This window comes from Pseudoalteromonas xiamenensis, from assembly GCF_017638925.1.
GTDB lineage: Bacteria > Pseudomonadota > Gammaproteobacteria > Enterobacterales > Alteromonadaceae > Pseudoalteromonas > Pseudoalteromonas xiamenensis.
Genome location: NZ_CP072133.1, coordinates 3,274,990 through 3,301,305 on the forward strand (window position 1 = coordinate 3,274,990; position 26,316 = coordinate 3,301,305).

Here is a 26,316-nt window from a genome sequence, read left to right on the forward strand (position 1 = left end):
TTTAAACCCTACTTATCCCCAAACTTCCTTTCGTTATATGCCTCAGGTACTGATGTTTAGTGACCCCCATTGAAGTGTGATTTAATCGGACATTCGTCACCTATCCAAATCGACAGCGGTCTGTAAAGTGTGTCGTATTTGCATGTATCTTGAATGCATTTTTCATTATATTAAATAGACTCTTAGGAGGGATGAGATTTCTATGAAACGGTTTTTAGGCTTGATACTGGTGATGTTGTGCACGTCTGTAAGTGCAAATGACTCGCTTCAATCTACGGTAGATGCGTATTTCTCAACGTATGCGAAAAGAACAGACTTTGAAACGTTTATGGCATTCTATGCCGAAGAGGCAACATTGAAAGATGTTGTTTATGGCTATGTTGCGAAAAATAAGGCGCAAATTGCGTCGTTTTTTGACTGGTCTTCGGGGCAGTTTTCAACCCTTGATAGCCAACCAACGCTTACTATCACCCAGCAAATGATCAACCAGCACAGCGTGGTGACAAAAGGGACATTTAACGTGTTTTCTTTCAATGGAAAGACGATGGGTCCATGGGAATTTGTAATTTGGCAAGAATTTAACGCATCTGGAAAAATCGTTTTACAAGAGGACTGGATTAACTATACGCCAAAGAAAATTATGGTAGGCGAGTAGGTCAATATTAATGACGTAACCTCAATATTGGTTAATTTAAACCTTGTTCCTTTTTTGTGTTTATGTTAGTTTTATTTAAATAATATCAAGTGGTTATACGTTATTCCTCACTTTATATTTGTTCAATAATAATAAACAACAAGGAAAAAGAGTTTTGAAAAAACTATTTAGTCTTTTCTTCTGTGTCTGGTCTACCAGTCTGCTGGCTGCAACGTATGAAACAGAACATTTTACTGTTCAATACGATGACAATGTGCCTCTTGAAATCGTCAAGAAATTCTCGCAACGCGTTGAAAATAACAGACAAGTTGTGCTCGCTTACCTAACTCAATCAGTTGAATACAAAGGGACACCCATTAAAGAGCGATTGATTGCGAACATTTCAAAAAAGGAGTATATACCTTATCAAGCTAAAAATCAGATCTATATTCCAGAAAAGCGCGTACTGGCTGCTTTTGGAAATGATCAAAATAACGCCGAACGGACTGGATTAGCCGTTATTCATGAATTGACACATGTCTACGCCGTCAGCTCGTATCGCCAAGGGGAAGAGGAAGGTAAAGGCCATCGTTTCTATGATGATGGGCTGGCTGTATTTTTACAGCACCGTTTTGGAGAATCACAAGAATATCCTGACTTTGGGCGCGACCTTTATCAGGTCGTCGCTGAAAAAGCCTTGAAAAATAAAGGGCTAGTACCACTGGCTGATTGTGAAAAAGTACGTAATAAATCGGAGTCGGGCTTAGGTCGCCACCTTGCTTATGCCCAAGAAGGGGCGTTTACTCAGTTTTTAATTGAGCGCTTTGGCTTTGATACCTATTTGAAAATTTATCACGGTGCAGACATAAAAGAGGTCACTGGGGAATCCTTTGAAGAACTGGAAATCGCGTTTGCCGCATTGATCCGTATTATTCAAGCTTAACTCTCTAATGTGATTCACCGAGTCTGCCGCTCGGCCCTTGTTGGCCGAGCGTTGTCTTTTAATAACAAGACTATCTTTGTAATGCTTCCACTTTAGCCTCATAGACAAAACGTTTTTTATCGGTAACGGTAAGGCGTTGTATCGTTTCTTGATAACTGCGAATAGCCAAGGATTTTTGGTCATTCATTTCATACATTTGTGCAATCTCAGCCCAAAGTTGGGGAGACTCCGGATTTTCGTTTAACGCATCTTGGTAAACTCTAATGGCTTGGCTAATGGGCTTAGAATCGATAGTTCGAGCCTCTTTATTTCAACAAAACAAGGGCTGATTATTCGTGTTTACGACGATAAACGAGAAATAGTGGATTCAATAAAACCTGGTGTTTGGCTTCAAGATGTTCGAGGTAGTACTCTGATTTTAGGAAAGCGGTACTCAAGAAGCCGCGATATAGTGTTGCTTGCTACAAATGAGTTTTGATGCAATTGAACATTATAAAAGCATAGAAACGTCTGAAAATGTAAAGCAGCGTAAATGCACATTGTTTGCACACTTTATGTCCAAAAACGAGATATAACTAATGTAGTTCAGTTAATTCGTTAAAGGGTCGCAAAATGAAAACTCACTTCCAACTTCAGCTGCTGGTGATGGCAATCAGTAGTATTTTATTAAATGGCTGTGGTGGCACCAGTAGCTCAACATCCAATGACGTTGCTACACCTGTTGTAACAGAGCCTTCAACGCCGAGTACACCTACAACGCCTGTGGCAAATGCGGGGATGGATATTCAAGTTAACGTTGGTGAAACGGCAACGTTAACTGCCAGTAGCAATGCGCAAACGGGCGATAGCGTAAGTTACCTTTGGACGTTAGAGAATAAACCTGACACGAGTAATGCCGCTATCCAGCAGGCGACAGCACAACAGGCTACACTTGCGGTAGACAGCCCAGGGGCCTATGAAATTGGATTGCAAGTGACCGTCAATGGCACTCAATCAGAAAAAGATTTTGTGATAATAACGGCAAGCAGTGATTCGATGGACATTACCAATCGAATTTTTGAAAATCGCTCCAATGATTGTCGAAATTACATTGGCCAGTTTTACGCGAGTGCGACAGACATTAAGCGCAATGCGGCATTTGTTGGTGACGTAGAAATTATAGAGAACACAACTTATTGTGTGTTCAATTCAAACGCGATTCCCAACCACGATTTTAACGACCAATCTGCCGCATTTGCGACCAATGTGAGTGAACAATCCATGACTTTCAAAGTAGCGGTGCAGCCGAGTATGGCGGCGTCATCCACGGCATTGTCACTCGGTACGACCGAGGCTATTTTACTCAATGGCGTAACCGTCGACTTACTTGCTGCAGCCTGTTATGGCGTTGGAAATGAGCCTTTAGGAGAGGAAAAAATTGGTTGTGGACCAAATCAAAATGCTAATCCATGGCGCTATGATCCCATGTCTTCTCTAAATCAATTTGGCACGGATGAGCATCATGCTCATGTCCAACCGTCGGGCGAATATCATTATCATGGCAACCCAATGGCGCTGTTTAATCAAGACTGTAATGGTAAGGAGTCCGGTGTTATTGGGTTTGCTGCAGACGGATTTCCACTTTTTGGTAGCTGCATCATAGATCCGCAAAGTGGAGACATTCGAAAAGTGGTCAGCAGCTACGCACTCAAAGATAACGGTGGCATAAGGCAAAGTGTCAGTGGCTATCAGACTCCGGTCGCAGGGCAAGGTTCAATTGCGAGCAACCGTTATGACGGACAATTTCGCGGTGATTGGGCCTATCAGGCTGGACTTGGCGATCTCGACGAATGTAATGGGATGACACGAAACGGCGTATATGGTTATTACGTTACAGACCAATACCCGTGGGTACTGAATTGTTTCAAAGGCACTATAGACACCTCGTTTTCAGCGACTCCTCAATTGGCTCGACGCTCTCACTCGCATGAGGAGGCCAATGTGCATACCCATGAAAACGGTGAAACACATTCGCACTAGTCCATTGTAGTTAACTAACTTCAGTTAAATAAGCCGCTGAATTGCCCGGTCTCGACGGGCAATTTCCTTTGCGGCAGCATTTTTCCAAACGAGAGAAGTGGTCATTCGCACTGTCTTTCACAATGTCACCGATGAGGCGTCTTAACCAAATAAGCCCTTGATCGTTGTCCTGTCGTTTGTGCCAAAGCATCCCAATCTGATTGTATTGCATATTGACGGGCGTTTCATATACCGCCAGTTCACCATTAAAGATCTCCCTGTCGACAGCCATTGAAGGAACAACACTTATCAAATCTGAAGATTTCACTAAAGGCGCAACGGCTGAAAAATGGTTGACTGTCATTGCAACACGGCGTTGCAAACCCATTTGCAACAAAGCGACATCAGTCAGACCAGTCGTATCGCCAGACATAGAAACCAACACATGGTCGGCACTTAAAAACGCATCAAGACTGAGAGACGGTGTGGCTAAGGGGTGTTCTGGGCGCATTACACACACATAACGAGGGTTAAATAGAAACTCTGAGCGAAGCACGGTGTCAACCACCATGGGCGTACCGCACACTAAATCGACTTCTGCATCGTGAAGCACTGACTCATTGTTTATGATGGTGTTTGGAATCGCGTAGACGTTCACATTGGGTGCGTGCTGTTCAAGGTGTTTGCGAAGCGGTGCCCAAATGATGTTCACCATTATGTCTGACACGACAACACGGAAAGTACGCTTAGCTGTAGCAGGATCGAACTGTTCTGGGTCAACGGCTTCTTCGAGTAAACGCAATGGATCGCGGATCTGAGTCCACAAGTTGCGAGCGTACGCAGTGGGTTGAACACCTCGGCCATCTTTTACAAATAACTCGTCTTTCCAAGCGACACGCATGCGCGATAACGCATTAGAGACGGCTGGTTGCGTCATGGCTAAGCGATTGGCAGCCCGAGTTATCGAGCCTTCAGTCATGATGGCATCAAATACCATCAATAAGTTCAAATCTTGTGTTCGCATCACGATTATCCTCTCACCTCATTCAATATATAAAAATATATGATGAATGCTATATCAACAAATCATTTTTTTTATTTTTCGAACTTGGTCATAATTGCGTATCAGTAAATACTGAGACCAAACCAGTCTCAACTTGAAGAAGGAAAGACGATGATCCCTAGAAAGTACGAGAATCTATTATTCCCTTTTCTAATGGCTTTGTTTATGTCATGCATCATGTCATTTGTAATCACGGTTATGAATGCCGGATTCGTGAACCATCTTTTAACCATTTGGCTTCGAGCATGGGCTGGTGCATTTGTTGTTGCATTTCCCACAATCCTTATAGTTGGGCCGATGGTTCGTCGATTAGCCGCTTGGCTATTAACGGATGAGCCTAAAACGTTGGAAGCCTCCGAGTAACGAATTCTTACCTATGAAGGCAAGGGATTGCTTTCTTTTACTTTTTCTCATGTTATGACCTCGTTTAACACGGGGTTTTTGCATTTTATCCACTCCATTATATATCATAAACAATGATGTATTTCATATAAACAAATAATTATTTTTTATTGTTTTGTTCTGTTCATAATGCACTTATTGAAAAATGGTCATCAATGAGGAAGGCATCATGAAACTAAATAAATTGGTCAGCGCGTTTGCAATGTTAGGGATATTAACTTTGTCGGCGTGTAGTGATGTATCAAGTTCAGAACCTACACCACGCGCCGCACCACAAGTGTCGGTCGCACAGGTTATCAATGAAAAAATCAGTGATTGGGACGAATTCACAGGTCGTCTTGAAGCGCCTGAGCACGTGGCGCTTCGTCCACGCGTTTCAGGTTATATCAGCCGTGTAACATTCGCAGAAGGTGCAATGGTAGAAGAAGGGGAGACGCTTTTTGTTATCGATCAAGTGCCTTTCAAAGCAGAAGTTGCGCGATTAGAAGCAGAACTTGTGCAAGCGAATAGCCGCCTACAACTTGCTAAAACAGAGTTTGCTCGCGCCAGCAAATTACGTCAAAGTGCAGCGATTGCAGAGGAAGAAGTCGACAAGCGCAAGGCTCAAGTCCAGCAAATGGAAGGCCTAGTTAAATCAGTACAATCATCACTACAACTTGCCTTACTTGATTTGCAGTACACTGAAGTAAAAGCGCCAATTAGCGGTCGAGTTTCACGAGCGCTTATCACACGTGGTAACTTCGTTAATGCGGGTCAAAGCTTATTAACCACGTTGGTTTCCAGCGATCGTGTATACGCTTACTTTGATGCGGATGAACAAACATTCTTAGAGTATATGCGTTTTGCTAAAGCAAATAGCCAACAAGAAGTCCGTGAAGTTGCACACCCTGTCTTTATGCAACTGGCGGGCGAAGATGAGTTTACCCACGCTGGTGTCGTTGATTTTATGGATAATCAAATCGACCCAACGACGGGAACGATCCGTGCTCGCGCCGTCTTTAAAAACCAAGATGGTTCATTCTTACCCGGTATGTTTGCCCGCATTAAACTCAGCGGTGGTGAGAGTTACAATGGTGTGCTGATTGAGGATAAGGCCATCGGTACTGATTTAAATCATAAGTTTGTACTGGTTTTAGATGAATCAAACACGGTGCAATATCGTGCGGTTGAGCTTGGTAATAAAATTGCGGGTCTTCGCGTCATCAAATCTGGCCTCACAGGCAGTGAACAAATTGTGGTTAATGGTTTACAACGTGTACGACCAGGTACGCCAGTTTCGCCACAGCAAGTCGATATGGGAAACGCCTATAACCTTCAGCAGCTCAACAAATTGCAAAAGCGTTTAGATGATCACTTGGAGGACTCGCAAATGGCGCTGTTAACTGCGACCGCGGGTTTAGGTTTGGAGGACTAAGATGAAGTTTTCTCAGTTTTTTATTCATCGGCCGATTTTCGCTGCGGTAATCTCACTGCTGATTTTCATCGGTGGTGCAATTTCCGTTTGGCAATTACCTATTACGGAATACCCAGAAGTAGTGCCACCGACCGTTGTGGTGACCGCTAACTATCCTGGTGCAAACCCAAAAGTCATCGCGGAAACCGTAGCAACACCGCTTGAGCGCGCTATTAATGGTGTTGAAGACATGTTGTATATGTCCTCTCAAGCAACCTCCGACGGCCGTATGACGTTGACCATTACCTTTGCGATTGGCACTGATCCGGACAACGCCACAACATTGGTGCAAAATCGTGTTGCTCGAGCAGTACCTCGTTTACCGCAAGAAGTGCAGCGTTTAGGTGTAGTTACGGAGAAATCGTCACCTGACTTGACCATGGTGGTGCATCTAACATCTCCTGATAATCGCTACGACATGCTGTATCTATCGAACTTTGCTGAGCAAAACGTCAAAGACGAGCTCGCACGTATTGATGGTGTTGGTAACGTACGTATGTTTGGCGCGGGTGAATACTCGATGCGCGTATGGCTTGACCCACATAAGGTCGCGGCAATTGGTTTGAATCCATCGGATATTGTAAATGCGATACGAAGCCAGAACCAACAAGCAGCTGCGGGCAGTTTAGGTGCTCAGCCTACAGGCGATAGCGATTTTCAATTGTTGATCAACGTTAAAGGACGTTTAGCGGATGAAAACGAGTTCGCGGACATCATCATCAAAGTGGGTGAAAATGGGGCGGTAACGCGTCTGCGTGACGTGGCGCGAATTGAACTTGGTGCTAGCACCTATGCGCTGCGGTCATTGCTCGACAATCAACCCGCCGTTGCGTTACCAGTTTTCCAAGCTCCAGGCTCTAACGCTATCCAAATCTCGGATGACGTTCGTGCGAAAATGGCTGAATTGAAGAAGTCGTTCCCTGAAGGCGTGGATTACAGCATTGTTTATGACCCAACGGTGTTTGTGCGTGGCTCGATTAAAGCGGTTGTAAATACCTTGTTTGAAGCCATTTTACTGGTTGTACTCGTCGTTGTGTTGTTTTTACAAAACTGGCGTGCGTCTGTTATCCCTCTGGTGGCTGTGCCTATTTCACTTGTCGGCACGTTTGCGTTTATGCACATGATGGGATTTTCACTCAATGCGTTGTCCCTTTTTGGTCTGGTGCTGGCGATTGGTATTGTTGTTGATGACGCCATCGTTGTTGTTGAGAACGTAGAGCGTAATATTCATGAAGGGCTTACGCCAATTGAGGCAACAAAGCGTGCTATGCAGGAAGTGACTGGGCCTATTGTGGCAACGACACTTGTGCTTGGTGCGGTATTTATTCCAACCGCATTTATGTCGGGATTAACGGGTCAATTCTACAAACAGTTCGCCCTGACAATCACCATATCGACGGTGATCTCTGCAATAAATTCATTAACGCTGAGTCCTGCATTGTCCGCGTTATTGCTAAAGTCACCAAATGCACCGAAAGATTGGCTTACTAAGTTTATGGACAAAGCGTTTGGTCGTTGGCTCTTTGCACCGTTCAATCGTTTGTTTGATCGTGGTGCGTCGAGTTACACCAAAGGTGTCGGTAAACTTGTCCGTATGAGCGGTATCATCGTGGTGTTGTATGCTGGACTCATTGGTTTGACATATCACCAATTCTCATCAACGCCGACAGGCTATGTACCAGGGCAAGATAAAGAGTATTTAGTGTCGTTTGCTCAACTACCAGATGCTGCATCATTAGACAGAACCGAAGAAGTAATTCGCCAGATGTCAGACATTATGTTGAAACACCCGGGGGTTGAACACGCGGTAGCGTTTCCTGGTCTCAACATCAATGGCTTTACTAACAGTCCAAGCAGCGGCATTGTGTTTGTTCGTTTGAAATCGTTCGCTGAGCGACAATCACCAGAGCTTTCTGCGGGGGCAATCGCTGCACAACTTAATCAGCAGTTTGGTGCAATTCAAGGGGCATTTGTTGCGATATTCCCACCGCCACCAGTACAAGGCTTAGGGACGATTGGTGGATTCCGATTACAGATTCAAGATAAAGCAGGCTTAGGTTTTGAAACGCTGTATCAAGTGACTCAGCAAGTGGTTGGAAAAGCATGGGCAGCGCCAGAGCTGACGGGCAACTTTTCAAGTTTCCAAGTCAATGTGCCTCAACTTGATGTTGATTTGGATCGCACGAAAGCGATGAGTCAAGGTGTTGACGTCGATACAATTTTCGACACAATGCAAGCGTATTTGGGTTCGCTGTACGTGAACGATTTTAACCGCTTCGGTCGTACTTATCAGGTGAACGTGCAAGCCGAGGAGTCTTTCCGTCAAGAGCCGGAGCAGATCCGCCAGATAAAAGTACGTAACGAATTTGGTGAAATGGTACCACTGGGCGCTTTCCTTTCTGTGAAGCATGCGGCAGGACCTGACCGAGTGATGCATTACAATGCGTATCCAACCGCGGAAGTGAATGGTGCGCCTGCGCCAGGATTCAGTTCAGGTCAAGCGCGTGCAGCCATTGAGAAAATCTTAGACGAGACGTTACCACTTGGTATGAGTTACGAGTGGACTGAATTAACGTATCAACAGATTCTAGCCGGCAATACCTCGTTACTCGTGTTCCCGTTAGTTGTCGTGTTGGTGTTCATGGTGTTGGCTGCGCAATATGAAAGTTTGTCGTTACCGCTTGCGATTATTCTCATCGTGCCCATGACACTGTTGTCTGCGATGACAGGGGTTATTATGTATGGTGGTGACAACAACATTTTCACGCAAATTGGTTTCATTGTCTTGGTGGGCCTTGCAACGAAAAACGCCATCCTTATTGTTGAGTTTGCCAAAGAGCTTGAAGACAAAGGCATGTCCACGCTCAATGCGATTAAAGAAGCGAGCCGCTTACGTCTGCGTCCAATATTAATGACGTCTATTGCCTTTATTATGGGTGTACTGCCGATGGTTACATCGACAGGAGCAGGTGCCGAAATGCGTCAGGCCATGGGTATTGCAGTGTTTTCTGGAATGATAGGGGTAACCGTATTTGGTTTAATTCTAACGCCGGTGTTCTATTTCCTCTTACGCCGTAAAAAAGCAAAAGCAGAAGCAGACACGCAAGACACAGCGCTCACGTCTTCAGCGCAACATTCTTAATCCGCTATTTTGAGGCATTCGATAGATTTGCAAGGAATGCTCGATGACCAAACGTCGAATGCCTCATCCATAATATGAAAACGAGTTGAATCGCAGATTACATTTCGCTATTTAGATGATTGCGTAAAGCGTGTTCATGATGCACTTTGCATCTCGATGATTTCCAGAAAATCTTTGCACATAGGGTAAACCGTTACCGCAATACCAGCACCAATGTGCGCTGCAGAAACAAGTGTATCTGCTCGTATTTCGTCCGTATAACTTTGATGCGCTGTACCGCCTTCATAACCAATGTCAAAGGTCTTTGAATAGCATTCATTCCATAGTCTACGCTCATCTGGATTCAGTGAATCAACGAGTTGCGCAAAATGCGTAATAACGGAATTTGGATGTCTCAGGTTCTCATCTATGCTCTCGAATACCGTGTAGTAGTATCCGGATCGTTTATCATTGTGCAATACAATGACATTGTGAGCGAATGCATTAACGATAGGCGTTAAATCATTGGGGGATTTTAAAATTAAATCGGTGTTCAGGTATTGAATTTTCATAGGAGATTAAATTTATTAAGGGGGTGTGCTTTTTAGTTCCTCATTCCCTAGTTTGATTAAAAAGCACACATAAGAACTTATTATTGTGAAACGAGCGAGTATTTCTCCATTTCCGCGCGAGTCATTTTGTGAATTTCGTCAGGATTTGCTGCATTAATGGTAAAAAAGTAAAATTCAGGTCCTTTCGTTTTACCTAACATCTCGCGGAAATAGGTTAGTTGCGCACCATGTTCAGGGTGATTTTCCGGGAGCTTATTCGCTGGCTTACCATCAACAGAGCAGCACCAAGAATGTACGCCAAGGATTGCGTTAGTTTCAGCTGTTCGTTTAGTGCCTGCAGCAAAGAGGTCTACACCACCAGAATACGCTTGGTTGCCATTCGCAATATAGGTTTCAAGTTTATGTTGTCGGATTAAGCGGCCTGTGTGCATATTCACGGAATCATCGACTGAACCTGACACGTTTACTAACTCAAAACGAGTAGTGTTAGGGTTATCTGCTAGCAAATTTTCTAAATCTACATAGGTTTTCCAACCAAGTGTACCAGCTACCTTAACGGTATCACCTTCTAGTTCAAGCGTTGCATTGCCAGCTTCAGTTATTGAGTCATTGAATCTTAACGTTACAGTGTAAAGTTCACTTGTGTTCGAGTCTGCCAAGTTGGCTTCAAATGCGACAGTATCTTCGTTTAAATCTGTCGAGATACCGTCTCTGAATTTAAGTATTTGTGTCGTCTCGAACTCGCTTTGCTCCACATAATTCCATTTCTTAGGCTCTTTGAACTGACCGAGTATTAACGCCATTTCTTTTATTTCATCGTCAGCGAGCGCAATTTGCACGATACCTTCGCTGAATTTTAGATTGATTATTCCGGTTTCCTCATCTGCTGATAGCAATTGCAGATAGGTGTATTCTTTTCCTTCAACACTTAGGCCCACCTGCACGTATTGCTGCATCAGTGTAGCTAAATGTCCCTTTAGATCTTCTGGTTTAATTAGGTGCACTTCTTTTTCACTGACGACAGGCGTGACTTTTGAGTCGCTTGTGCCACCACATCCTGATAATAAAACTAGAGTAAGTGCTGATAGGGTTAAAAAGTGTCTCATTTTGAATACCTCTGTCGATAAATGATGTGTGCATGGTAATACGTTGAGGTGGTTTTTTTCTGTACAGACATTGTTTTCAAATGTTGTTTTTATCGTTATCGAATAACAATTCACAACAGAAACGGCCTTTTTATTTTGTATGCAGTTGTATCTAATAAAGGTAAATTTATTTGATGGAAATTAGGGATGTTCATTATGTCGTTGCCACCAATCAATTTATCGTTCTCGGAAAAGATTGCGGAGCGTCAGTACATACTGAAAACGCGGACTCAAAATTGGAAACTCACCGTGTGCGTTGGCTTACCTGTTCAAGATGTTGAAACGGTTGTAGGCCTTGACTGGCGTTGTCCAATTCAAGTTATATTTCAAAACGAAAAAATCCATGACTATGCTTGTGGAGTCGATAGTTTCCAAGCTTTAGAGCTGGCGATGAGTTACTGCGTGACTAAATGGGTGAGCGAAATTGCACAGCGTTTCAATGCGCAAATTGAGCTTTTTGATGAGTTTGAAATATAACCAAGTAAATAAATATTCGAGAAGGCAGCTCTAGCAGTAATATTGAATTCATTGTTTGTTACTTAAACATTGATTTTTAATTGAAATTAGCACGAGTCTCTCTTTTACTAAATGTCTGGAAACGAAAAAACTAAGCAGGGATTCAAACTAGAGTCGAAATCAACGGACTTATTTACTTGATAAATTTTAAATACACGCAGGGAGTTTTATTATTCTGATTAGTGTACCAAGCTATGGGTCTGAACTTTATTTGTTATATTGTGTTGTTAAGTCTTTTTATCTGACCATGCAGTGGGGTAGTTTTGGCAAATTATAATCAAGGGGAAGACTGTGAAAAGACTTTTGTTGCTTGTGTTTGGCTTATTGATAAGTCAAGCCTCTGCTAGAGAATTGGAATGTGACGAAAACAGTCCCTCTTGTCAGCGCGTAGGTGAATGGAAGTTCAATCTTGCTCTCGGGTACGGGCGGCTAGACAATCCTCTAAACGGTGGTGAAGATTTTCCACTTGTTGTCATACCCAATTTTAGCTACTACGCTGAATCTTGGTACATCGAAAATACAGAAATCGGATATACCTTTATAAACGATGAAAAATACGACGTAAGTGTGGTTTCAACACCCAACAAACAAGCATCACTTTTTCATCAATTCCATCCATCAAACCTGTTTTTAGGCATTGATGGAGTACTCATTAACTCAGTGTACTTTGATCCAAAACGAGACCTGCCACCATCAGTTGATACGGTGGGCAGTCGAAGTTTTGCATTAGATGCAGGGCTTGTCAGTAACTTTTATTTGTCTCAATCCATGAAGTTGAGAGTGAATTGGCTGTATGACATTTCCAACGTTTATAAGGGATATCATGTAGGTGCTGATTTTACGAAATATTTTAGTTCAGTCATTTTTAGTGATGACGCCCTTGGTCTTGGCGTAGGGTTCGATTATTCAAGCAGCGGATTAAATGATTACTATTATGGAATAGGTCAAAAAGACACGGATTATAATGATGATTTTATAGAGTTAAATGGCGGGTTGTCTCACCATTTTGGGGGGAGTTACACGAGACCGATTAACGAAAAATGGCGGTTTAACATGTTTATACGTTATCAAAAACTCAGTCGCGAAATGTACAGAAGTCCGCTTGTTCACCAATCATCTACGTTTGACTACTTTATTTCTGCGGTTTATGAATTTTAATTTAGTAATGGTACTACTTTTCTTATTTTGCGGTTGTGTGGATGCAAATGAGGTATCAAAAGCCTCTTCTTTCTTAACGCCGAGAATCTGCATTGTTCCAGAGCAGAAAGTGACGTGTTCAATGCAAGTCTCCGTAGAATGGGATTTTAATCAAGAAGGCAGTTATTGTTTGTTTCTCGAGGAGGTGCCTATGAAATGCTGGTATACCGTATCGAGAATTAAAGAAAGTTTTGATATCACTTTTTCTAACAATGATTTGGTTGCGTTGAAAAGTAAACAAGGAAATACGATAAAAACGGAAAAATTGCGTGTAGTCTCCGCAACTAGCAGAAAGTTTAGGCGCAAACTAAAAAACGATTGGAGTATTTTCTAGTGGCTAAAATATTACTCGTTGAAGATGATCACCGTTTGGCATCATTAACTTCTGACTTTCTGAAAGAAAATGGGCACGAAGTACGGACTGTAGATAATGGCAATGCCGCTATTAATCAAATTATTCGGATGCAACCGGAATTAGTTATTCTCGACGTAATGCTACCAGATATAGATGGTTTTACCGTTTGTAAACATATTCGACCTAACTATTCAGGCCCTGTTTTGTTTTTGACCGCAAAAGATAACAATTTTGATCAAGTCAAAGGGCTAGAACTTGGAGGAGATGATTACGTTGTGAAGCCAGCTGAACCTTATGTTCTCTTGGCTCGCGTTGGGGCACTTTTGAGAAGAGCGCATACGGCTCAGTCTGATACGTCAGTGATTGAGCTTGGCGTACTTCGACTTGTACATCAGGCAAGGCAAGTTTATTTGGGTGATACCAACATCGAGTTAACCACTCAAGAATATGATTTATTGTGGCTTCTTGCGAGTAACGCGGGACAAGTACTAAAACGCGATGACATATACATGAGGGTGCTTGGTCGAGAATATGATGGACTAGACCGAAGTATCGACATTCGGGTTTGCAAATTACGTAGAAAGCTCGGTGATAATTTAACGAACCCACAGCGTTTAGTGACCGTGTGGGGGAAAGGCTACATGTGCACAACAACAGCGTGGGAAAATGTTACGCTATGATGCGTCTTTTTGTCAGTTTGTTGACTGTTGTTTTTGTAAGTATTTTCGTTATTAATACAGCGAGTGAATTTGCTTGGAATAAACTCCAAGGCGATAACGATACTCTGAGTGTTGCTCGACAAATGGTCAAAGTGACAAAAGAAAAATTGTCTGTTGGCAATCACGCGGAAATTGATAGTTATCCAATCGAACATTTTGCTTGGTTGGAAGACCAGCGAGATAGATTGATTAAAGGAGATATTATCGAACTGTTTTCGGGCGAAGAAGTAAGTTTCTTCTTTTCTAATGATGGACTTCGCGTTTATGAGCTTGGTCCGTATTATGTACCTGCACCTGATTTTCAAATGAAAATAGTCTTTAATCTGGTGTCATATTTTGCACTAATTTGCTTTTTGCTATTGTGGCTCAAACCTTTATGGAAAGATCTAAATCAGGTTAAGTTAATTTCCCAAAAATTATCTGAAGGTAAACTGGATATTGAGTATGTCCCTGTGCATTTTAGCGCTATCGCATCTCACACTCATGAAATTCAAAAACTGACTTCAAAAGTGGCGGGGCTAATAGAAAATCAACGATACTTAGTGAACGCCGTCTCTCATGAGTTACGAACCCCATTGGCGAGGTTGAAATTTGCGCTAGCGATGCAAAATACCACAAAAGATAAACACTTCAGTGAGGTACAAAATAATATCCTTGAGATAGAAGCGTTAATCGATGAAATGTTGAAATATGCTCGACTTGAGGAGGTTGTACTAAACGAGATAAGTACGCCTGTGGAATTAAAAACATTGTTATCTCAAACGGTGAGCAAAGTTAATCAAGTCGACATTAAGTTTACCGACAACATTGAAATGGAGGAAGTCTGGATAAAAGGGGAAAGCACACATTTAGAACGATTATTTTCGAATCTACTGTCCAATGCTGTTAAGTACGGCAATGGTATCGTTTGGCTAAGCTTAAATCAGTTACCAAATGGGTATGAAGTGATAATTGAAGACAATGGTGATGGTATTGATGAAGCTCAATATGACCGTGCATTTGAACCCTTTTCTAGACTCGCAAATCATTCCCCTGATAAAAAGGGTTTTGGGCTAGGGCTTGCAATAGTGAAGCGCATAGCCGACTGGCATGGTGCAACTTGCTCTATCGGGCGTTCTCATCTTGGTGGTGCCCAATTTACGCTATTGTTTCCAAAACCACTTGTTATTTAACTTTTACTCGATTGTTGGTATCGCGATTTTTTAATATAAATTCACGTGAATAGTCCGTATGTTGGCTCTTGGCTGTGCGGTCATAAAGCACCACATTCACCGTAGCGGCGAGATTCATACAGCCAGTGGTAGGAATGTAAACAACATCGTCGCAAATCGACAAGACATCCTGTTTTAATGAGCCATCTTCTGGGCCAAATACATAAATGGCGTTTTCAGGATGTTCGTAAAATGGCAGCGGTGTTGCTCCATCAACGAGTTCTACAGCGACGATACGAGTTTGTGCAGTCTTAATGTCTGCTAGGCTCGCAAGGGCTTCGAGTGGAATTTCATCTACGCGTTGTTTGGTGTCCGTCGCAAATTTCCGTGCATAACCGTATCGTTCTCCGGTATACCAAACTCGTTGTGCTCCATAGCACCCCCGCAGCGCGCATTACTCCGCCGACATTCGTTGGGCTTTTTGGGTTAATTAGAACTAGCTGCGTCATGGTGATTTATACCTTCTGTATTCATTATTCTTTGAGAAATTTAGGACGTTCTCAATAAATAAATGCCAATCTAGGCGGTTGAACGGACCATCGGCCCGACATTATCTAAAACTATTGCACTGGAGTCGAACTTAATTCTTGCGTTTTTCGCGTCCAGTAATTTGTGCGAATTCAATGTGTTGATTTTTTATTCAGCTTTTCGAAACTTTGTCAGCCGGGTTTAAGTCTGGTTTTTAACAATAATTTTCATGATTACAAAGGGTTACGTGGTTGTTCTTTAACTGGAATATTTCTTTTATTCGCTTGTTTCTTAGAGCAATATTCAGCTAGTATTTGATTTGGAAACATTCGCATGGATAAGGATAAATTATGCGTAAGCTCTTAATTGCTAGTCTGATACTTACATTAACCGCCTGTGGTGGTGGGGGAGGCGCTTCAGGTACGGTCTCTCCGGGTGACACAAAAAATCAAGCTCCAACGATTGTGATTGAAGGCGAAACTAAGGTGCAAGCCGAGTCGCATTTCTTGTTACGGACTCAGCTTAACGATAGAGAAAATGACGTTTTACAGGTTCAGTGGTCAAGCAGTCTGGCGGGCGTTGTTTTTTCAAATGTCACCAATACACAAGCTGAAGTATCAATGCCAGCCGTTCAGACCTTAACAACGGTAACGCTCACTTTAACCGTGACAGATTCCGCGAACAATTCGACGGTGAAGACGCATGTTGTTACGGTCACTCCGAAGGCATCTAGCAACGTGGCCTTATTTGACTTGGCCACAGCCTATTCGGTGAAGCAAAACGATGTGATTAAAATTCCAGTCAAATTTGATAGTCCCTATCCAATTACCGCTGTTGATTGGTCGTTTGTGGGCTTTACTCCACGAGAACTTCAAAAGGTGAACGATTTTTCAGATTATTCAGGCACCACTTCGGCAGAATTTCGCGCTCCAACGTTGAGCCAAGATGCCGACTTTGATGTTGTCGTTACCTTGTCCACAACCCAAGCACTGTATGAAGCCAAAACAAAACTAACCGTCAAAGCCGAATCTATTCATTCGATTACGGTCGATTTGCCCGAGCCAATTGAAGTGATTGAAGCTCAAGAAGGGGAGCTGGTTGCAAATGTTGTGACAGACGAAGAAATTGAGTTTATTGAATGGGACTGGCAACCAAAACCAGAACCTGAAGTCATCAGCATTGGGACAAAGCAGTTTAAGTTTAAAGCGCCAGACGTGGAGAATGATACCACCTTTGATGTGTCGCTTAAATTGACCACCAAATCGGGATTGCAAGCGTCGGATACCACGAAAGTGACAGTGAAAAACGCAACGGCAGCCTCTCCGATTATTTTAAAAGCGGATAGACAAACAGCAGCGACAGGGCATAAAGCGGTGATTTCCGTCACTGAAATAAACCTCGATGAGATTGCTGAGTTTCAGTGGGAAATTGGCAATATTGGTCAACAATTTGTGGTCAGCAGCAAAGGCAAATTGGACGTGACTTTCCCAAGTGTGAATGCCGAGGCGTTACCTTATCTCTTTACCTATAAAGCGAAACTCAAATCAGGACAAACACAAACTGCACAAACCACTATTACGTATTATGGCGATGCAGCTGTAGCGAGTCAGGTTGCCCTAACTAGCTCAAGTACGATGCACATTTATCCTCAAGAACAAGTTGAACACGTTTACACGTTAAGTGACCCAAACCATCTTGTTGATTCAATTACCCTTGAATCGAGTCTCGAGTCTAAATACATTTAATGTACTTGAAGCAAACCAACAAGGTCGTTACGTCACGGTGACTGCTCGCATTGACTCACCACTGCGAGCATCTTCCGTGCCCATTGTTGCCTTGCTGAAAACCGGCACAAACGTGTCTCGACACAATTTGAATGCAGAGCTTTCTACGTCCAAGTTGAAGGCTTACGCAGGTCTTGAAGAGCAATATCTGCAAGGTAGTTCATTTTACCTAACCGGACTGGTACTCGATAAAGACGTTGTGTTGCCATTCAATGGGACATGGAAAGTGACGAACAGCACGAAACATGTTATCCAAAACCCAACTAGCGCCGTAACGAAAGTCACGGTGAGTGACAGTTATTCGTTAGCGCCTTCATTCAAGCTAGTAGCAAAAGACGCAAATCAAAACGAGGTAGAGACGAGCGTATCCATTAACACAAGCAGCTATTACACGGTAAAAGGCGAAGTGTATCAATGTACGTGGAGTGCGCGAAACGTCCAATGTAAGGATGACCGTTATCAAGCTTTGACCTTCGCTAAGGTGTTTACTGCACCGCGGCAGGTTATTACCAAAGGTAATTATGCATGTGTGTTGGATAGCGATGACGTTGCCTCGTGTGCTGGTCAAAATACGAAGATTAATTCAGCAATTTTAACGTTGAGCAACGTGCTCAAACTGGACGCAGTAGACAACACCACGGTGTGCGCTCAATTCGTTGATTTAAGTTGGGCCTGTGTGGGAGATAATGCAGCGCGTTATCAAACCCAACTTAAAGGGTTGAATACCGTATTCGGTATACAAGCCGACGGCACCACGACCTGTTATGTTGAAAATGGTTATTTAAAATGCAGCAAAGGAATAGCACAACCATACTTCACGAGCAGTCCAGCGCTAGTTACGTGGTTTGAAGTCAATGCGTCGGAGCATAAACTCTGCTACAAGGAGCCTCGGTCAAGTTATCGAACAATGTCATTCATTGATATAACTTAATGACTCGACAAATCTTCGTCAGACTATCTGTGGCGGCAGAAATACAATGTGTTTCTGCCGCTTATAATGCCGGTACCGTACTTTTCAGCGCAAGCATCATCATAAATGCACTCTCTCCCGACATGTCATAAGGCGAAAAAATACTGGTGCCGCCAAAATTAATGTTGATGTCATTCGTGAGTTTTGATTCAGGGATGTAACCCATAGACCAATCTGAAAATTCCCTCACCGCAATTTCTTTGTAGTCCAATATGATTAAGTTGTGGTGGCGAGGATCGGTCACAATGCGGTTATAGGTTTCGTTAACACTCTGCCTCGTACCTTCAATACATTGTAAAAAATACTTACGGTTAAAACACAACATACCGGTGACATACTTCTTCAGGTTGTTTTCTCGAGATACATTGAGAATTGCTTCAATGTCCTGACTTTGAAAATCTTTACTAAAAGTACTGACGTAGACCAATCGCACTAAAAACATAATCCAAATCCTGAAAAGGAAGGGGTTTTTTAATCATAGCCAGCGCGCGAACTCGTGCAACTCGAAATAGAAGTAAGTTTGACGGCAGATGTCGAATTTCTGCATCCACCGTCTAGGGAGAGGAAAGGCGAGTGGGTTGAGATTTAAGTTAAGTCACGGCCCACTGGCGCAATAAGTTATGGTAAACACCCGTCAATTTTACAATTTCAGGAGAATCTTGTACTTGTGTACGGAGCTGCTGAATAGCCATGTCCATGTCAAATAAGATCGTACGCTTCTCGTCGCTGCTCACCATAGACTGCAGCCAGAAAAATGAGGCTAGTCGGCGGCCCGCAGTCACAGGCATAACCCGGTGTAAACTGGTGGATGGGTATAACACCATGTCGCCCGCCGCGAGTTTCACTGAATGTGCGCCGTAGGTATCTTCGATGACAAGCTCGCCACCTTGGTATTCTTCGGGTTCTGAAAAGAACACCGTCATACTCAAATCTGTACGCACCTTGACGGGGGTCCCTGGCACTTGGCGTATCGCGTTGTCTACGTGAATACCGAAATTTTGGCCACCTTGATAGCAGTTGAAAAGAGGTGGGAAAATCTTTAAAGGGAGGGCCGCCGACATAAACAAATTGTTTTGTGCAAGCGCTCGTAAAATGACATCACCAATTTCAATAGCCGTTGCAGATTGCTCAGGTAGTTGTAAGTTGTTTTTTGCTTGGCTTGATTGATAGCCAGCAGTGACGTTTCCGTCTAGCCACTCAGCGTCTTCCAGCTTTGCTTTACACTGGGCGACTTGTTCTTTGGTCAAAACACCAGGGATTTTAAGTAACATTACTACTCCTCAACATTCTAGATTTAATTGGGGTAAAAGACATGCTTTTACCCCAGTACAGCGATTAGAACTTATAGTTCGCTGATAGACCCATGTAACGGCCTTCGCCAGGTACAAAGTGGCCACCACCAAGTTGTTCAATGTATTCTTTGTCTGTTAGGTTTGTTGCGTTGAATTGTACACCTAAGTCTTTGTTTACTTGATAGGTTACCATCAAGTTAAGAAGTGTATAGGCATCCGCTTCTTTGCGCGTGTTTGCATCAGCACTGTTGTAACGTTTGCCTACATAGTTTGCACCCAAGCCAACCGCAAGTTTCTCAGAAATTTGGTAGCGACCCCAAACTGAGCTTGAGAACTTAGGCGTACGAGCTAATTCAGAACCAACCGTTGCAATCTCACGCTCGCTTGCAGACAACACTTCGCTGTCTTGGAAGCTAAATGAAGTCACGATGTTAAAGTCACGGTTAACCTGACCCATCGCGCTAAATTCAATACCTTGAACGCGTTGACCGCCATTTAAGGTATATGTGTCATCTAGTTCACGTGTACGAGCATTGTCTTTCTCAACACGGAAAAGTGCAACGTGAGTGCTTAAATCACCATCAAACCATTGTTGTTTGATACCGAATTCAGCGTCGCGTGTTTCTTCAGGGTCAAGATCTTCAAGGCCACGACCTGTACGGATAGTTAAACCTTCCGCAGACGGGTTGAAGCTATTGCCCATCGCAAAATACAGGTTAGATTCAGCGTTTAGCTTGTAAAGGGCTGCAGCATTCCAGCTCAGTTCACTTTCTGTTTTTGATACTGAAAGCGATGGGTCGTCATAATCGTATTGATAATCAACATCAAAGTGATCTAAACGAAGGCCACCAGTCAGTTGCCATTGCTCATTAAGTGTAATGGTATCGAAAACGTACGCCGCCTTTGTCACACCTTCCGCTAACGTACTGCCAGGCGCGCGAGTGTAGCTGCCTGTAAAGTCAACTTGAACTGGATTAAACAGATCAATTGTTACTTTGTCGTTCTTGTAGTTGTCAGTTTCGCTGACTAAATTCCAGCGCTTGAAGCTTTCTTTTGAATATTCAACACCAGCAACCAAGTCATGTTGTATAGAACCAACAAAATAGCGGCCCGAAAGGTCTGCTTGGATTGCGGTTAGGCTGTCCTTGGTATCACGTGTTTTTTGTGTATCTAGACGAATTTCTGCAGATTTTGACGCATCTTTAAAACGTGGTGCCGAAACAATCGACTCACGCTCAACAGAGCCGACACGGCCTTGTACGCGAACCGTTGTGTTTGCAGACAAGTCGTGCTCGAATTTCGCGGTGATAGAGTGCGCATCAATTTCTTCGTAGTCACGGTCAACGCTACCGTAGAAGTTAGAGAAAGGTACGTTTGGCGCGCTGTTTTCTTGCGATTTAAGTGCGTCAATTAACGGCTTTTCATCAGTACCCGTTGGTACCCATGGTAAACCATAATCTGGCAGGTTGTCCTGTGATTGGTATTCACCATTGATTTGGAAACGTGTATCTGTGCCAAGGCCCGTAGCTGCTGAAAGGGCGATAGCATGTTTGCTGTTATTAACAAAATCACGGCCTGACACGTCAGCATCGTCGATGACCGCGTTTACGCGCACTGCACTTGTGTCATTAATTTGAACGTTTGAATCGATAGTTGCACGGTAATCACTTTCGCTACCAAGACGCGCTGAAACTTCGTTGAAGTTGTCTAGTTTAGCCCCTTTGGTTGCAAGGTTAATGCTACCACCAGTTGAACCTCTGCCAGCTTGCGCAGAACTTGGGCCTTTGCTTACTTCAACCGCTTCTAAATTGTACGTGTCACGATAGTAGCCAGCAACATCACGGATGCCATCGATAAAGATGTCTGTGCTTGCACTGAAACCACGAATAGACAGGCTATCACCTGTTGGCGCACCACCTTCACCAGCCGCAAGAGAAATACCTGCAACGTTGCGAAGCGCGTCACGTAGGCTGTCAACACCTTGGTCTTGCATAAGAGATTGCGTGATCACGCTGACTGTTTTAGGCGTTTCAGCAAGTGATTGTGTGTTTTTGTGGTTTGTAGATTGCGTAGCTTGGTAACTCTGCTGCTGTTCAGCTTTTGCTTTTGACACTGCAAGTTCTTTAATTTCAGTCGCATGAGCGGTGCTAACTACACCTGCAACAGCCAATGGTAACATCGGTGCTAACTTCACCAATTTACCTTTTGAAGAAACAGAATTAGACATTTTGACTCCAATTATTCGAGCGCGCCGTCAAATTGATAACGGCATTATTGTTAAAATCGGAGCGAACTCTAGCAAACATAAATACCAATGTAAATGAGAATAATTATCGCTTGAACTATTATTTTATACAGGGCATAATTCTGACCATCATCCTATTAGACTGAATAATAACGATATGAAGGTAATTAAAGCGTTTACATTTTTGGGACTTGTCGCGAGTGCCGCGGCAAATGCAACTGCCGTTGAATATGAATTGAATGTCGAGTTGCCTGTTATTAGTGAAGGCCAGTATCACCGCCCATACGTGGCTATCTGGATTGAAGATGACAGCAAGCAAGTATTGAAAAACCTAGCGCTTTGGAAACAAAAAGACAAATGGTTGCCTGATCTTAAACGATATTACCGCCGAGTGCTTCGCGCGAATGAAACGGTGCTTGATGGCTTTACTGGTGCAACAAAGTACTCAGGTCAACATCAGATCCTATGGAATGGGCTATCGGATAACAATGAAGTGTTGGCACAAGGTCGCTACAGTTTGTGCGTTGAAGCTGCACGTGAAAAAGGTGGGCGTGAAATTCAATGTTTACCTTTCCAATACGGCAAAGATGCCAAATCAGTACAAGGTTCGCATGAGCTAGCCGCTATTTCGTTTGTTGTTAAGTCTTAGGAGTCCTCATGAAAAAATCTATCCTTGTTGCTGCACTTGCATTGATGTCGACTACCGCAGCTGCCCACACGATGTGGTTTAAGCCTTCAGTTTTTAATCTTCCAAAGGAGGAGCGTGCTCAATTTGTTGATGTAGATATCGCGCTTGGTGAGCATCCCTTTGAAATTGAACGCGCATTGAAACCAGATGCTGTAAAACTGATTGACGCAAAAAATACAGTGCACACATTAGAGGTCACGGAGCTGAATAGTTTAAAAAGCAACGTGCTTGTTGAGCTTCAGCATGAAGGCACTCATAAGCTAGTTGCTGAATTTGGTCCAACCGTTCGTAAACCAAAGCCAGGCACGAAAAGTAAACGTCCACCAACGCGCACGTTCACTCGTTTAGTGAGCTTTTTGACCGTTGGAGCACCAACAGCATCAATGGATGTAGCCGCGAATTATTTGGATGTTAAAGCGTTAACCTTGCCTGCGGATATCGTTGCAGAAGAAGCGTTTGAACTGCAATTTTTCAATCAAGGCAAGGCGGCAAGCCAACTTGAAGTGACGTTTGTGAAAGAAGGTGGCGCGTATCTTGACCAGCCACAATCATGGACGTTTACCACGGATGAGGCGGGTAAGCTGAGTGTAACGTTAGATGATGCTGGTCGCTATTGGGTTAAAGCGGGTGTATCTGAAGAGCTTGAGAACGATGCAGAAGCCAAATTCCTTCGCAGTTCACTGGGTCTTGCCTTAGAAGTGCAGGTGAACTAACGCAATGAAAGGGATGGGGAAAAGTAAAAAAGCGATACTAATCGTGACGACAATACTGGCTATGCCAGTATTGTCGGTTAAAGCCAATAACCAAGCTGAAAGCATGCCAAATTTAGTTGAGAAGTGGTTGCAATTAAGTGCGCAGCAACAGCGAGTTGAAAGCGAATGGGCGGCGGAAAAACCACTGCTAGAACAACAGTTGCAATTGCTTCAACAAGAGTTTGAAACATTAAATCGGAATGTTTCCTCGAAGCAAGGGGGGCAATCGGAAGTCGCTCAGAAGCGTGAGTCGTTGGCCAGTGAACAGCAACGTCTTGAAAAGCAACAATTCGAATTGCAATCCGCGTTGAAATTCCATCGTAAACAATTGAGTCAAATTGTTTCTCGTTTACCGCCAGTACTGCAAAACGCGTGGAATGAGACGTTGCTTAAATGGCAAGGAGACATCAGTGCACAAACGGATGCCAATCAGTTACAGGATGTACTTGCGCTTTATCAACAGTGGGCAGATTTTCAAAAACGCATAGTGGTACATGAAGCGCCGATTCAGCTCAATGGCGAAGAGTTTATGGTGGATCAGCTTTATGTTGGCGTAAGCCAAGCGTGGTTTATTAGTAAAGATGGAAAAACCACTGGGGTAGGTGCGCCTAAGGGAACATCATGGGTTTGGACTGCCGTGAATGACTTAGATACCGCAGCACTTGTAAGTGCGATTGCAATGTATCGCAAACAGCAGCCGGCGTCTCTTATCCAGTTGCCTTACGTTGCGACACCGACGTTAGGAGGCCCTTCAAATGGTTAAGCTTAGTTTTGCATTACCCGTACTTTTGGCTTTTTCCGGCGTGTTTGCGAGTTTGGATGTGAATGCAGCATCTACCGAGCAAAGTCTAATAAACGATATTCAAAAAAGTCAGCAAGCGCTTGCTAAAACAACAGAGCAAATTCGAGCGGAACGTCGTCAACTTGGAAAAGCGTTATTTAAGCAATCTCAAGCAGTCGAAAAGTTGCGTGAACAGGCTGCGGTTGCTCAGCGCGTGTTAGACGAACAAAATTTAAGTTTGAGTACGCTGGAAAAACGTTTACAAACGTGGAAAGAGCAAGCTCAGTACCAGCAGCATATGCTCTCTACTTTTGCACGTGATGTTAAAGTCGATACAGGCTCTGATTTTGAAGCGCAGTTAGACGCACTTAATGTTGTTGCCAAACACATGGCTGCGAGTTTGGCACCACAATGGCAATCTCAGTCTTTAGTACTTACAGATGGTAAAATTGAGCCGGGGCACATTCTAGATTTGGGTCCTGTAAAACTTTACCAACATTCCGGTGAGGTTGGACTGGCGTCGTTCGTCGACAACACGTGGCGCGCTGAATATGGCTATTCAGACACGCAATCAGCGTCCTGGCGGGGTGAAAAAAATGCTCAGCTAGTATTCGATCCAAGCCAAAGCCGAGTTCCTATTGCAAGCGCAAACCAAAGAAACCGTTTATCAACACCTAACAAAAGGTGGTGTGTGGGTTATCCCAATTGTGCTATTTGCACTGTTCGCGTTGTGTATCGCGGCATACAAAGCGCTGCAATTGTGGCGACTTCCTAGTCTGCCAAGTGTTGCAGGACTTCGTGTATTGCAATCCTCTCCTGAACGATTTGCTGGGATGGGCATCGCGGGTCAACTTTTACACGTGTGGCATCAGTTTGCCCCTGGTCAGCAGCGCGACGACGAGTTATACAACACTTTGTTAGCCGCGCGAGAGAAATTAGAACGTTATGTCGGTGCTATCGCGATTACAGCATCCGTTGCGCCATTACTTGGTCTACTGGGTACTGTTTCTGGCATGATAGACACCTTTAAAATGATGACGTTGTTTGGAGCGGGTGACCCTCAAGTTGTTTCAGGCGGCATTTCACAAGCGTTGATCACAACAGAGCTTGGCCTTGTGGTTGCGATCCCTGCATTGATTTGTCATGCCTTACTAAATCGTAAAGTGAAAAGTTACTACCACCAATTAGAAAGCATCGCGTTGTCGCTCAGCCAGCAAGTAGTGAATGCTGAAAACACCGCGAAGGAGGCCGCATGAATGAGATCCTAACAAATCCACTATGCTGGTTTATGTTTGCTGTGGCGGCGGCAAGTTACTATTACAGCTTTGTGTGTTTATTCAGTGAACAAGTTTGCCCAAAAGTGATGTTGGGGCTTGATACCGCACAAGTCCTGACGGCTGCGTTGCCGCTACTTGGTCTACTCGGTACGATTGTGGGATTATTACAATCTTTCAATGCATTATCTTTAGGGTTAGGGGCAGACAGCGCCAGTTTAACCGCAGGTATTGCGGATGCCTTGTATACAACAGAACTCGGTTTACTTTTGGCTATCCCTGGTTGGTTACTCGGTTCACAAAAGCCTAAATCAAGCGGAGCCTTGAACTGATGCAAAGCCGGCTCCAACATCGTTTAGAATCGCAGGATAAAGGCATTGATATGTCGCCGTTAATCGACGTTGTATTTATTCTGCTGATTTTCTTTATAGTTACTACTGTATTTGTGCGTGAAACAGGGGTTGAGGTCGATAAACCTCAATCCATGACAGCGAGTCAGATACCAAGTCGAGTTATCTTACTTGGTATTACCGCGCAGGGTCAGGTGTTTTACGACGGTGCAAACATTGGTGTCGCGGGGGTACGGGCTACGTTACAACCATTGCTGACACAAGATGATAAGCCGGTGCTGTTGCAAGTTGATAAAACGGTCCCGACGTCACTGCTTGTTCAGGTGATGGATGAGGCCAAATTGGCTGGAGCCGCTGCCGTTAGTATCGCAACAAAGCAGTAG

General features: G+C 43.7%; 25 protein-coding genes and 2 pseudogenes. 20 read left to right on the forward strand and 7 right to left on the reverse strand.

Annotated features, from left to right (window positions below; all coding sequences use genetic code 11):
- The first annotated feature begins 202 nt into the window (after positions 1 to 202).
- The 3 genes from J5O05_RS15830 (at position 203) to J5O05_RS15840 (ending at position 3,596) form a co-directional block, all read left to right on the forward strand.
- Entirely contained in the window at positions 203 to 655 is a 453-nt protein-coding gene (locus tag J5O05_RS15830; RefSeq protein ID WP_208842881.1) for a nuclear transport factor 2 family protein, read from the forward strand.
- Positions 656 to 809: 154 nt separating this feature from the next.
- A complete protein-coding gene (locus J5O05_RS15835; protein WP_208842882.1) occupies positions 810 to 1,577 on the forward strand; it encodes a hypothetical protein in 768 nt (255 codons plus the stop codon).
- Positions 1,578 to 2,189: 612 nt separating this feature from the next.
- A complete protein-coding gene (locus J5O05_RS15840; protein ID WP_208842883.1) occupies positions 2,190 to 3,596 on the forward strand; it encodes a YHYH protein in 1,407 nt (468 codons plus the stop codon).
- Positions 3,597 to 3,606: 10 nt separating this feature from the next.
- On the opposite strand, the gene J5O05_RS15845 is transcribed toward J5O05_RS15840, so the two are convergent.
- The gene (locus J5O05_RS15845) at positions 3,607 to 4,599 is read right to left on the reverse strand and encodes a LysR family transcriptional regulator (RefSeq protein ID WP_244369687.1); all 993 of its coding nucleotides are present in this window, start codon (positions 4,597 to 4,599) and stop codon (positions 3,607 to 3,609) included.
- A 150-nt stretch (positions 4,600 to 4,749) separates the two neighbouring features.
- Here J5O05_RS15845 and J5O05_RS15850 point away from each other — a divergent pair, with 150 nt between their 5' ends.
- The 3 genes from J5O05_RS15850 to J5O05_RS15860 all read left to right on the forward strand — a co-directional run bounded on the left by J5O05_RS15850 (position 4,750) and on the right by J5O05_RS15860 (position 9,635).
- Positions 4,750 to 5,001 (forward strand): DUF2798 domain-containing protein, encoded by a 252-nt coding sequence (locus tag J5O05_RS15850; protein WP_208842884.1) that lies wholly within the window; start codon positions 4,750 to 4,752, stop codon positions 4,999 to 5,001.
- A 208-nt stretch (positions 5,002 to 5,209) separates the two neighbouring features.
- The gene (locus J5O05_RS15855; RefSeq protein ID WP_208842885.1) at positions 5,210 to 6,454 is read left to right on the forward strand and encodes an efflux RND transporter periplasmic adaptor subunit; all 1,245 of its coding nucleotides are present in this window, start codon (positions 5,210 to 5,212) and stop codon (positions 6,452 to 6,454) included.
- Position 6,455: 1 nt separating this feature from the next.
- Positions 6,456 to 9,635, forward strand: a complete 3,180-nt coding sequence (locus J5O05_RS15860) for an efflux RND transporter permease subunit (RefSeq protein ID WP_208842886.1) — start codon at positions 6,456 to 6,458, stop codon at positions 9,633 to 9,635.
- 134 nt (positions 9,636 to 9,769) lie between these two features.
- On the opposite strand, the gene J5O05_RS15865 is transcribed toward J5O05_RS15860, so the two are convergent.
- Together J5O05_RS15865 and J5O05_RS15870 are read right to left on the reverse strand one after the other, a co-directional pair.
- Positions 9,770 to 10,186, reverse strand: a complete 417-nt coding sequence (locus J5O05_RS15865) for a hypothetical protein (protein WP_208842887.1) — start codon at positions 10,184 to 10,186, stop codon at positions 9,770 to 9,772.
- Between the two features lie 80 nt (positions 10,187 to 10,266).
- Positions 10,267 to 11,292, reverse strand: coding sequence for a hypothetical protein (locus J5O05_RS15870; RefSeq protein ID WP_208842888.1), 1,026 nt, complete (start codon positions 11,290 to 11,292; stop codon positions 10,267 to 10,269).
- A 195-nt stretch (positions 11,293 to 11,487) separates the two neighbouring features.
- Between J5O05_RS15870 and J5O05_RS15875 the strand changes: the two genes are divergently transcribed.
- The 5 genes from J5O05_RS15875 to J5O05_RS15895 all read left to right on the forward strand — a co-directional run bounded on the left by J5O05_RS15875 (position 11,488) and on the right by J5O05_RS15895 (position 15,290).
- On the forward strand, positions 11,488 to 11,808 hold the full coding sequence (locus tag J5O05_RS15875) for a DUF6968 family protein (protein WP_208842889.1): 321 nt from the start codon (positions 11,488 to 11,490) through the stop codon (positions 11,806 to 11,808).
- A gap of 330 nt (positions 11,809 to 12,138) precedes the next feature.
- On the forward strand, positions 12,139 to 13,005 hold the full coding sequence (locus J5O05_RS15880) for a MipA/OmpV family protein (protein ID WP_208842890.1): 867 nt from the start codon (positions 12,139 to 12,141) through the stop codon (positions 13,003 to 13,005).
- Positions 13,006 to 13,012: 7 nt separating this feature from the next.
- Positions 13,013 to 13,378 (forward strand): DUF3019 domain-containing protein, encoded by a 366-nt coding sequence (locus J5O05_RS22910; protein WP_377096508.1) that lies wholly within the window; start codon positions 13,013 to 13,015, stop codon positions 13,376 to 13,378.
- Positions 13,378 to 14,079: a response regulator gene (locus J5O05_RS15890; RefSeq protein ID WP_208842892.1), complete on the forward strand. Its 702-nt coding sequence runs from the start codon at positions 13,378 to 13,380 to the stop codon at positions 14,077 to 14,079. Before J5O05_RS22910 ends, J5O05_RS15890 begins: the two co-directional genes overlap by 1 nt.
- Complete coding sequence (locus tag J5O05_RS15895; RefSeq protein WP_208842893.1) at positions 14,076 to 15,290, forward strand: sensor histidine kinase; 1,215 nt, start codon at positions 14,076 to 14,078, stop codon at positions 15,288 to 15,290. Before J5O05_RS15890 ends, J5O05_RS15895 begins: the two co-directional genes overlap by 4 nt.
- Here the strand turns inward: J5O05_RS15895 and J5O05_RS15900 are convergent.
- Positions 15,283 to 15,778, reverse strand: a pseudogene (locus J5O05_RS15900) (RNA methyltransferase). The gene J5O05_RS15895 and the pseudogene J5O05_RS15900 sit on opposite strands and share 8 nt — an antisense overlap.
- A 369-nt stretch (positions 15,779 to 16,147) precedes the next feature.
- Between J5O05_RS15900 and J5O05_RS15905 the strand changes: the two are divergent.
- On the forward strand, positions 16,148 to 17,542 hold the full coding sequence (locus J5O05_RS15905) for a hypothetical protein (RefSeq protein ID WP_208842894.1): 1,395 nt from the start codon (positions 16,148 to 16,150) through the stop codon (positions 17,540 to 17,542).
- Positions 17,493 to 18,512: a hypothetical protein gene (locus J5O05_RS15910; protein WP_208842895.1), complete on the forward strand. Its 1,020-nt coding sequence runs from the start codon at positions 17,493 to 17,495 to the stop codon at positions 18,510 to 18,512. Before J5O05_RS15905 ends, J5O05_RS15910 begins: the two co-directional genes overlap by 50 nt.
- Before the next feature lie 61 nt (positions 18,513 to 18,573).
- Here the strand turns inward: J5O05_RS15910 and J5O05_RS15915 are convergent, their stop codons facing one another.
- From J5O05_RS15915 to J5O05_RS15925, 3 genes are all read right to left on the reverse strand, one after another.
- Positions 18,574 to 18,993, reverse strand: coding sequence for a BLUF domain-containing protein (locus tag J5O05_RS15915; RefSeq protein WP_208842896.1), 420 nt, complete (start codon positions 18,991 to 18,993; stop codon positions 18,574 to 18,576).
- Between the two features lie 148 nt (positions 18,994 to 19,141).
- Positions 19,142 to 19,822, reverse strand: coding sequence for a Fe2+-dependent dioxygenase (locus tag J5O05_RS15920; RefSeq protein ID WP_208842897.1), 681 nt, complete (start codon positions 19,820 to 19,822; stop codon positions 19,142 to 19,144).
- A 64-nt stretch (positions 19,823 to 19,886) separates the two neighbouring features.
- A complete protein-coding gene (locus tag J5O05_RS15925) occupies positions 19,887 to 22,070 on the reverse strand; it encodes a TonB-dependent receptor (protein WP_244369689.1) in 2,184 nt (727 codons plus the stop codon).
- Between the two features lie 175 nt (positions 22,071 to 22,245).
- On the opposite strand from J5O05_RS15925, the gene J5O05_RS15930 reads away from it, so the two are divergent.
- The 7 genes and pseudogenes from J5O05_RS15930 to J5O05_RS15960 all read left to right on the forward strand — a co-directional run bounded on the left by J5O05_RS15930 (position 22,246) and on the right by J5O05_RS15960 (position 26,316).
- Positions 22,246 to 22,737 carry a DUF2271 domain-containing protein gene (locus J5O05_RS15930; RefSeq protein WP_208842898.1) on the forward strand — a complete coding sequence of 164 codons (492 nt, stop codon included), beginning with the start codon at positions 22,246 to 22,248 and terminating at the stop codon, positions 22,735 to 22,737.
- A gap of 8 nt (positions 22,738 to 22,745) precedes the next feature.
- Positions 22,746 to 23,489, forward strand: a complete 744-nt coding sequence (locus J5O05_RS15935; RefSeq protein WP_208842899.1) for a DUF4198 domain-containing protein — start codon at positions 22,746 to 22,748, stop codon at positions 23,487 to 23,489.
- Positions 23,490 to 23,493: 4 nt separating this feature from the next.
- A complete protein-coding gene (locus J5O05_RS15940) occupies positions 23,494 to 24,291 on the forward strand; it encodes a DUF3450 family protein (RefSeq protein WP_208842900.1) in 798 nt (265 codons plus the stop codon).
- Positions 24,284 to 25,084, forward strand: a complete 801-nt coding sequence (locus tag J5O05_RS15945) for a hypothetical protein (protein WP_208842901.1) — start codon at positions 24,284 to 24,286, stop codon at positions 25,082 to 25,084. The genes J5O05_RS15940 and J5O05_RS15945 overlap by 8 nt, the downstream gene beginning before the upstream one ends.
- Before the next feature lie 100 nt (positions 25,085 to 25,184).
- A pseudogene (locus tag J5O05_RS15950) lies at positions 25,185 to 25,565 on the forward strand (MotA/TolQ/ExbB proton channel family protein); the annotation flags it as partial.
- Complete coding sequence (locus J5O05_RS15955) at positions 25,562 to 25,915, forward strand: MotA/TolQ/ExbB proton channel family protein (RefSeq protein ID WP_208842903.1); 354 nt, start codon at positions 25,562 to 25,564, stop codon at positions 25,913 to 25,915. The pseudogene J5O05_RS15950 and the gene J5O05_RS15955, both read left to right, overlap by 4 nt.
- Positions 25,915 to 26,316, forward strand: a complete 402-nt coding sequence (locus J5O05_RS15960) for an ExbD/TolR family protein (RefSeq protein ID WP_208842904.1) — start codon at positions 25,915 to 25,917, stop codon at positions 26,314 to 26,316. The genes J5O05_RS15955 and J5O05_RS15960 overlap by 1 nt, the downstream gene beginning before the upstream one ends.

What these genes read in the sequence shown, in the direction of transcription:
- J5O05_RS15865 (WP_208842887.1), bottom strand. Translation starts at nt 10,186, where the DNA reads ATGAAAATTCAATACCTGAACACCGATTTAATTTTAAAATCCCCCAAT.
- J5O05_RS15920 (WP_208842897.1), bottom strand. Translation starts at nt 19,822, where the DNA reads ATGTTACTTAAAATCCCTGGTGTTTTGACCAAAGAACAAGTCGCCCAG.
- J5O05_RS15845 (WP_244369687.1), bottom strand. Translation starts at nt 4,599, where the DNA reads ATGCGAACACAAGATTTGAACTTATTGATGGTATTTGATGCCATCATG.
- J5O05_RS15940 (WP_208842900.1), top strand. Translation starts at nt 23,494, where the DNA reads ATGAAAGGGATGGGGAAAAGTAAAAAAGCGATACTAATCGTGACGACA.
- J5O05_RS15895 (WP_208842893.1), top strand. Translation starts at nt 14,076, where the DNA reads ATGATGCGTCTTTTTGTCAGTTTGTTGACTGTTGTTTTTGTAAGTATT.
- J5O05_RS15935 (WP_208842899.1), top strand. Translation starts at nt 22,746, where the DNA reads ATGAAAAAATCTATCCTTGTTGCTGCACTTGCATTGATGTCGACTACC.
- J5O05_RS15930 (WP_208842898.1), top strand. Translation starts at nt 22,246, where the DNA reads ATGAAGGTAATTAAAGCGTTTACATTTTTGGGACTTGTCGCGAGTGCC.
- J5O05_RS15905 (WP_208842894.1), top strand. Translation starts at nt 16,148, where the DNA reads ATGCGTAAGCTCTTAATTGCTAGTCTGATACTTACATTAACCGCCTGT.
- J5O05_RS15955 (WP_208842903.1), top strand. Translation starts at nt 25,562, where the DNA reads ATGAATGAGATCCTAACAAATCCACTATGCTGGTTTATGTTTGCTGTG.
- J5O05_RS15840 (WP_208842883.1), top strand. Translation starts at nt 2,190, where the DNA reads ATGAAAACTCACTTCCAACTTCAGCTGCTGGTGATGGCAATCAGTAGT.
- J5O05_RS15915 (WP_208842896.1), bottom strand. Translation starts at nt 18,993, where the DNA reads ATGTTTTTAGTGCGATTGGTCTACGTCAGTACTTTTAGTAAAGATTTT.
- J5O05_RS15960 (WP_208842904.1), top strand. Translation starts at nt 25,915, where the DNA reads ATGCAAAGCCGGCTCCAACATCGTTTAGAATCGCAGGATAAAGGCATT.
- J5O05_RS22910 (WP_377096508.1), top strand. Translation starts at nt 13,013, where the DNA reads ATGGTACTACTTTTCTTATTTTGCGGTTGTGTGGATGCAAATGAGGTA.
- J5O05_RS15855 (WP_208842885.1), top strand. Translation starts at nt 5,210, where the DNA reads ATGAAACTAAATAAATTGGTCAGCGCGTTTGCAATGTTAGGGATATTA.
- J5O05_RS15850 (WP_208842884.1), top strand. Translation starts at nt 4,750, where the DNA reads ATGATCCCTAGAAAGTACGAGAATCTATTATTCCCTTTTCTAATGGCT.
- J5O05_RS15945 (WP_208842901.1), top strand. Translation starts at nt 24,284, where the DNA reads ATGGTTAAGCTTAGTTTTGCATTACCCGTACTTTTGGCTTTTTCCGGC.
- J5O05_RS15830 (WP_208842881.1), top strand. Translation starts at nt 203, where the DNA reads ATGAAACGGTTTTTAGGCTTGATACTGGTGATGTTGTGCACGTCTGTA.
- J5O05_RS15875 (WP_208842889.1), top strand. Translation starts at nt 11,488, where the DNA reads ATGTCGTTGCCACCAATCAATTTATCGTTCTCGGAAAAGATTGCGGAG.
- J5O05_RS15925 (WP_244369689.1), bottom strand. Translation starts at nt 22,070, where the DNA reads ATGTCTAATTCTGTTTCTTCAAAAGGTAAATTGGTGAAGTTAGCACCG.
- J5O05_RS15860 (WP_208842886.1), top strand. Translation starts at nt 6,456, where the DNA reads ATGAAGTTTTCTCAGTTTTTTATTCATCGGCCGATTTTCGCTGCGGTA.
- J5O05_RS15870 (WP_208842888.1), bottom strand. Translation starts at nt 11,292, where the DNA reads ATGAGACACTTTTTAACCCTATCAGCACTTACTCTAGTTTTATTATCA.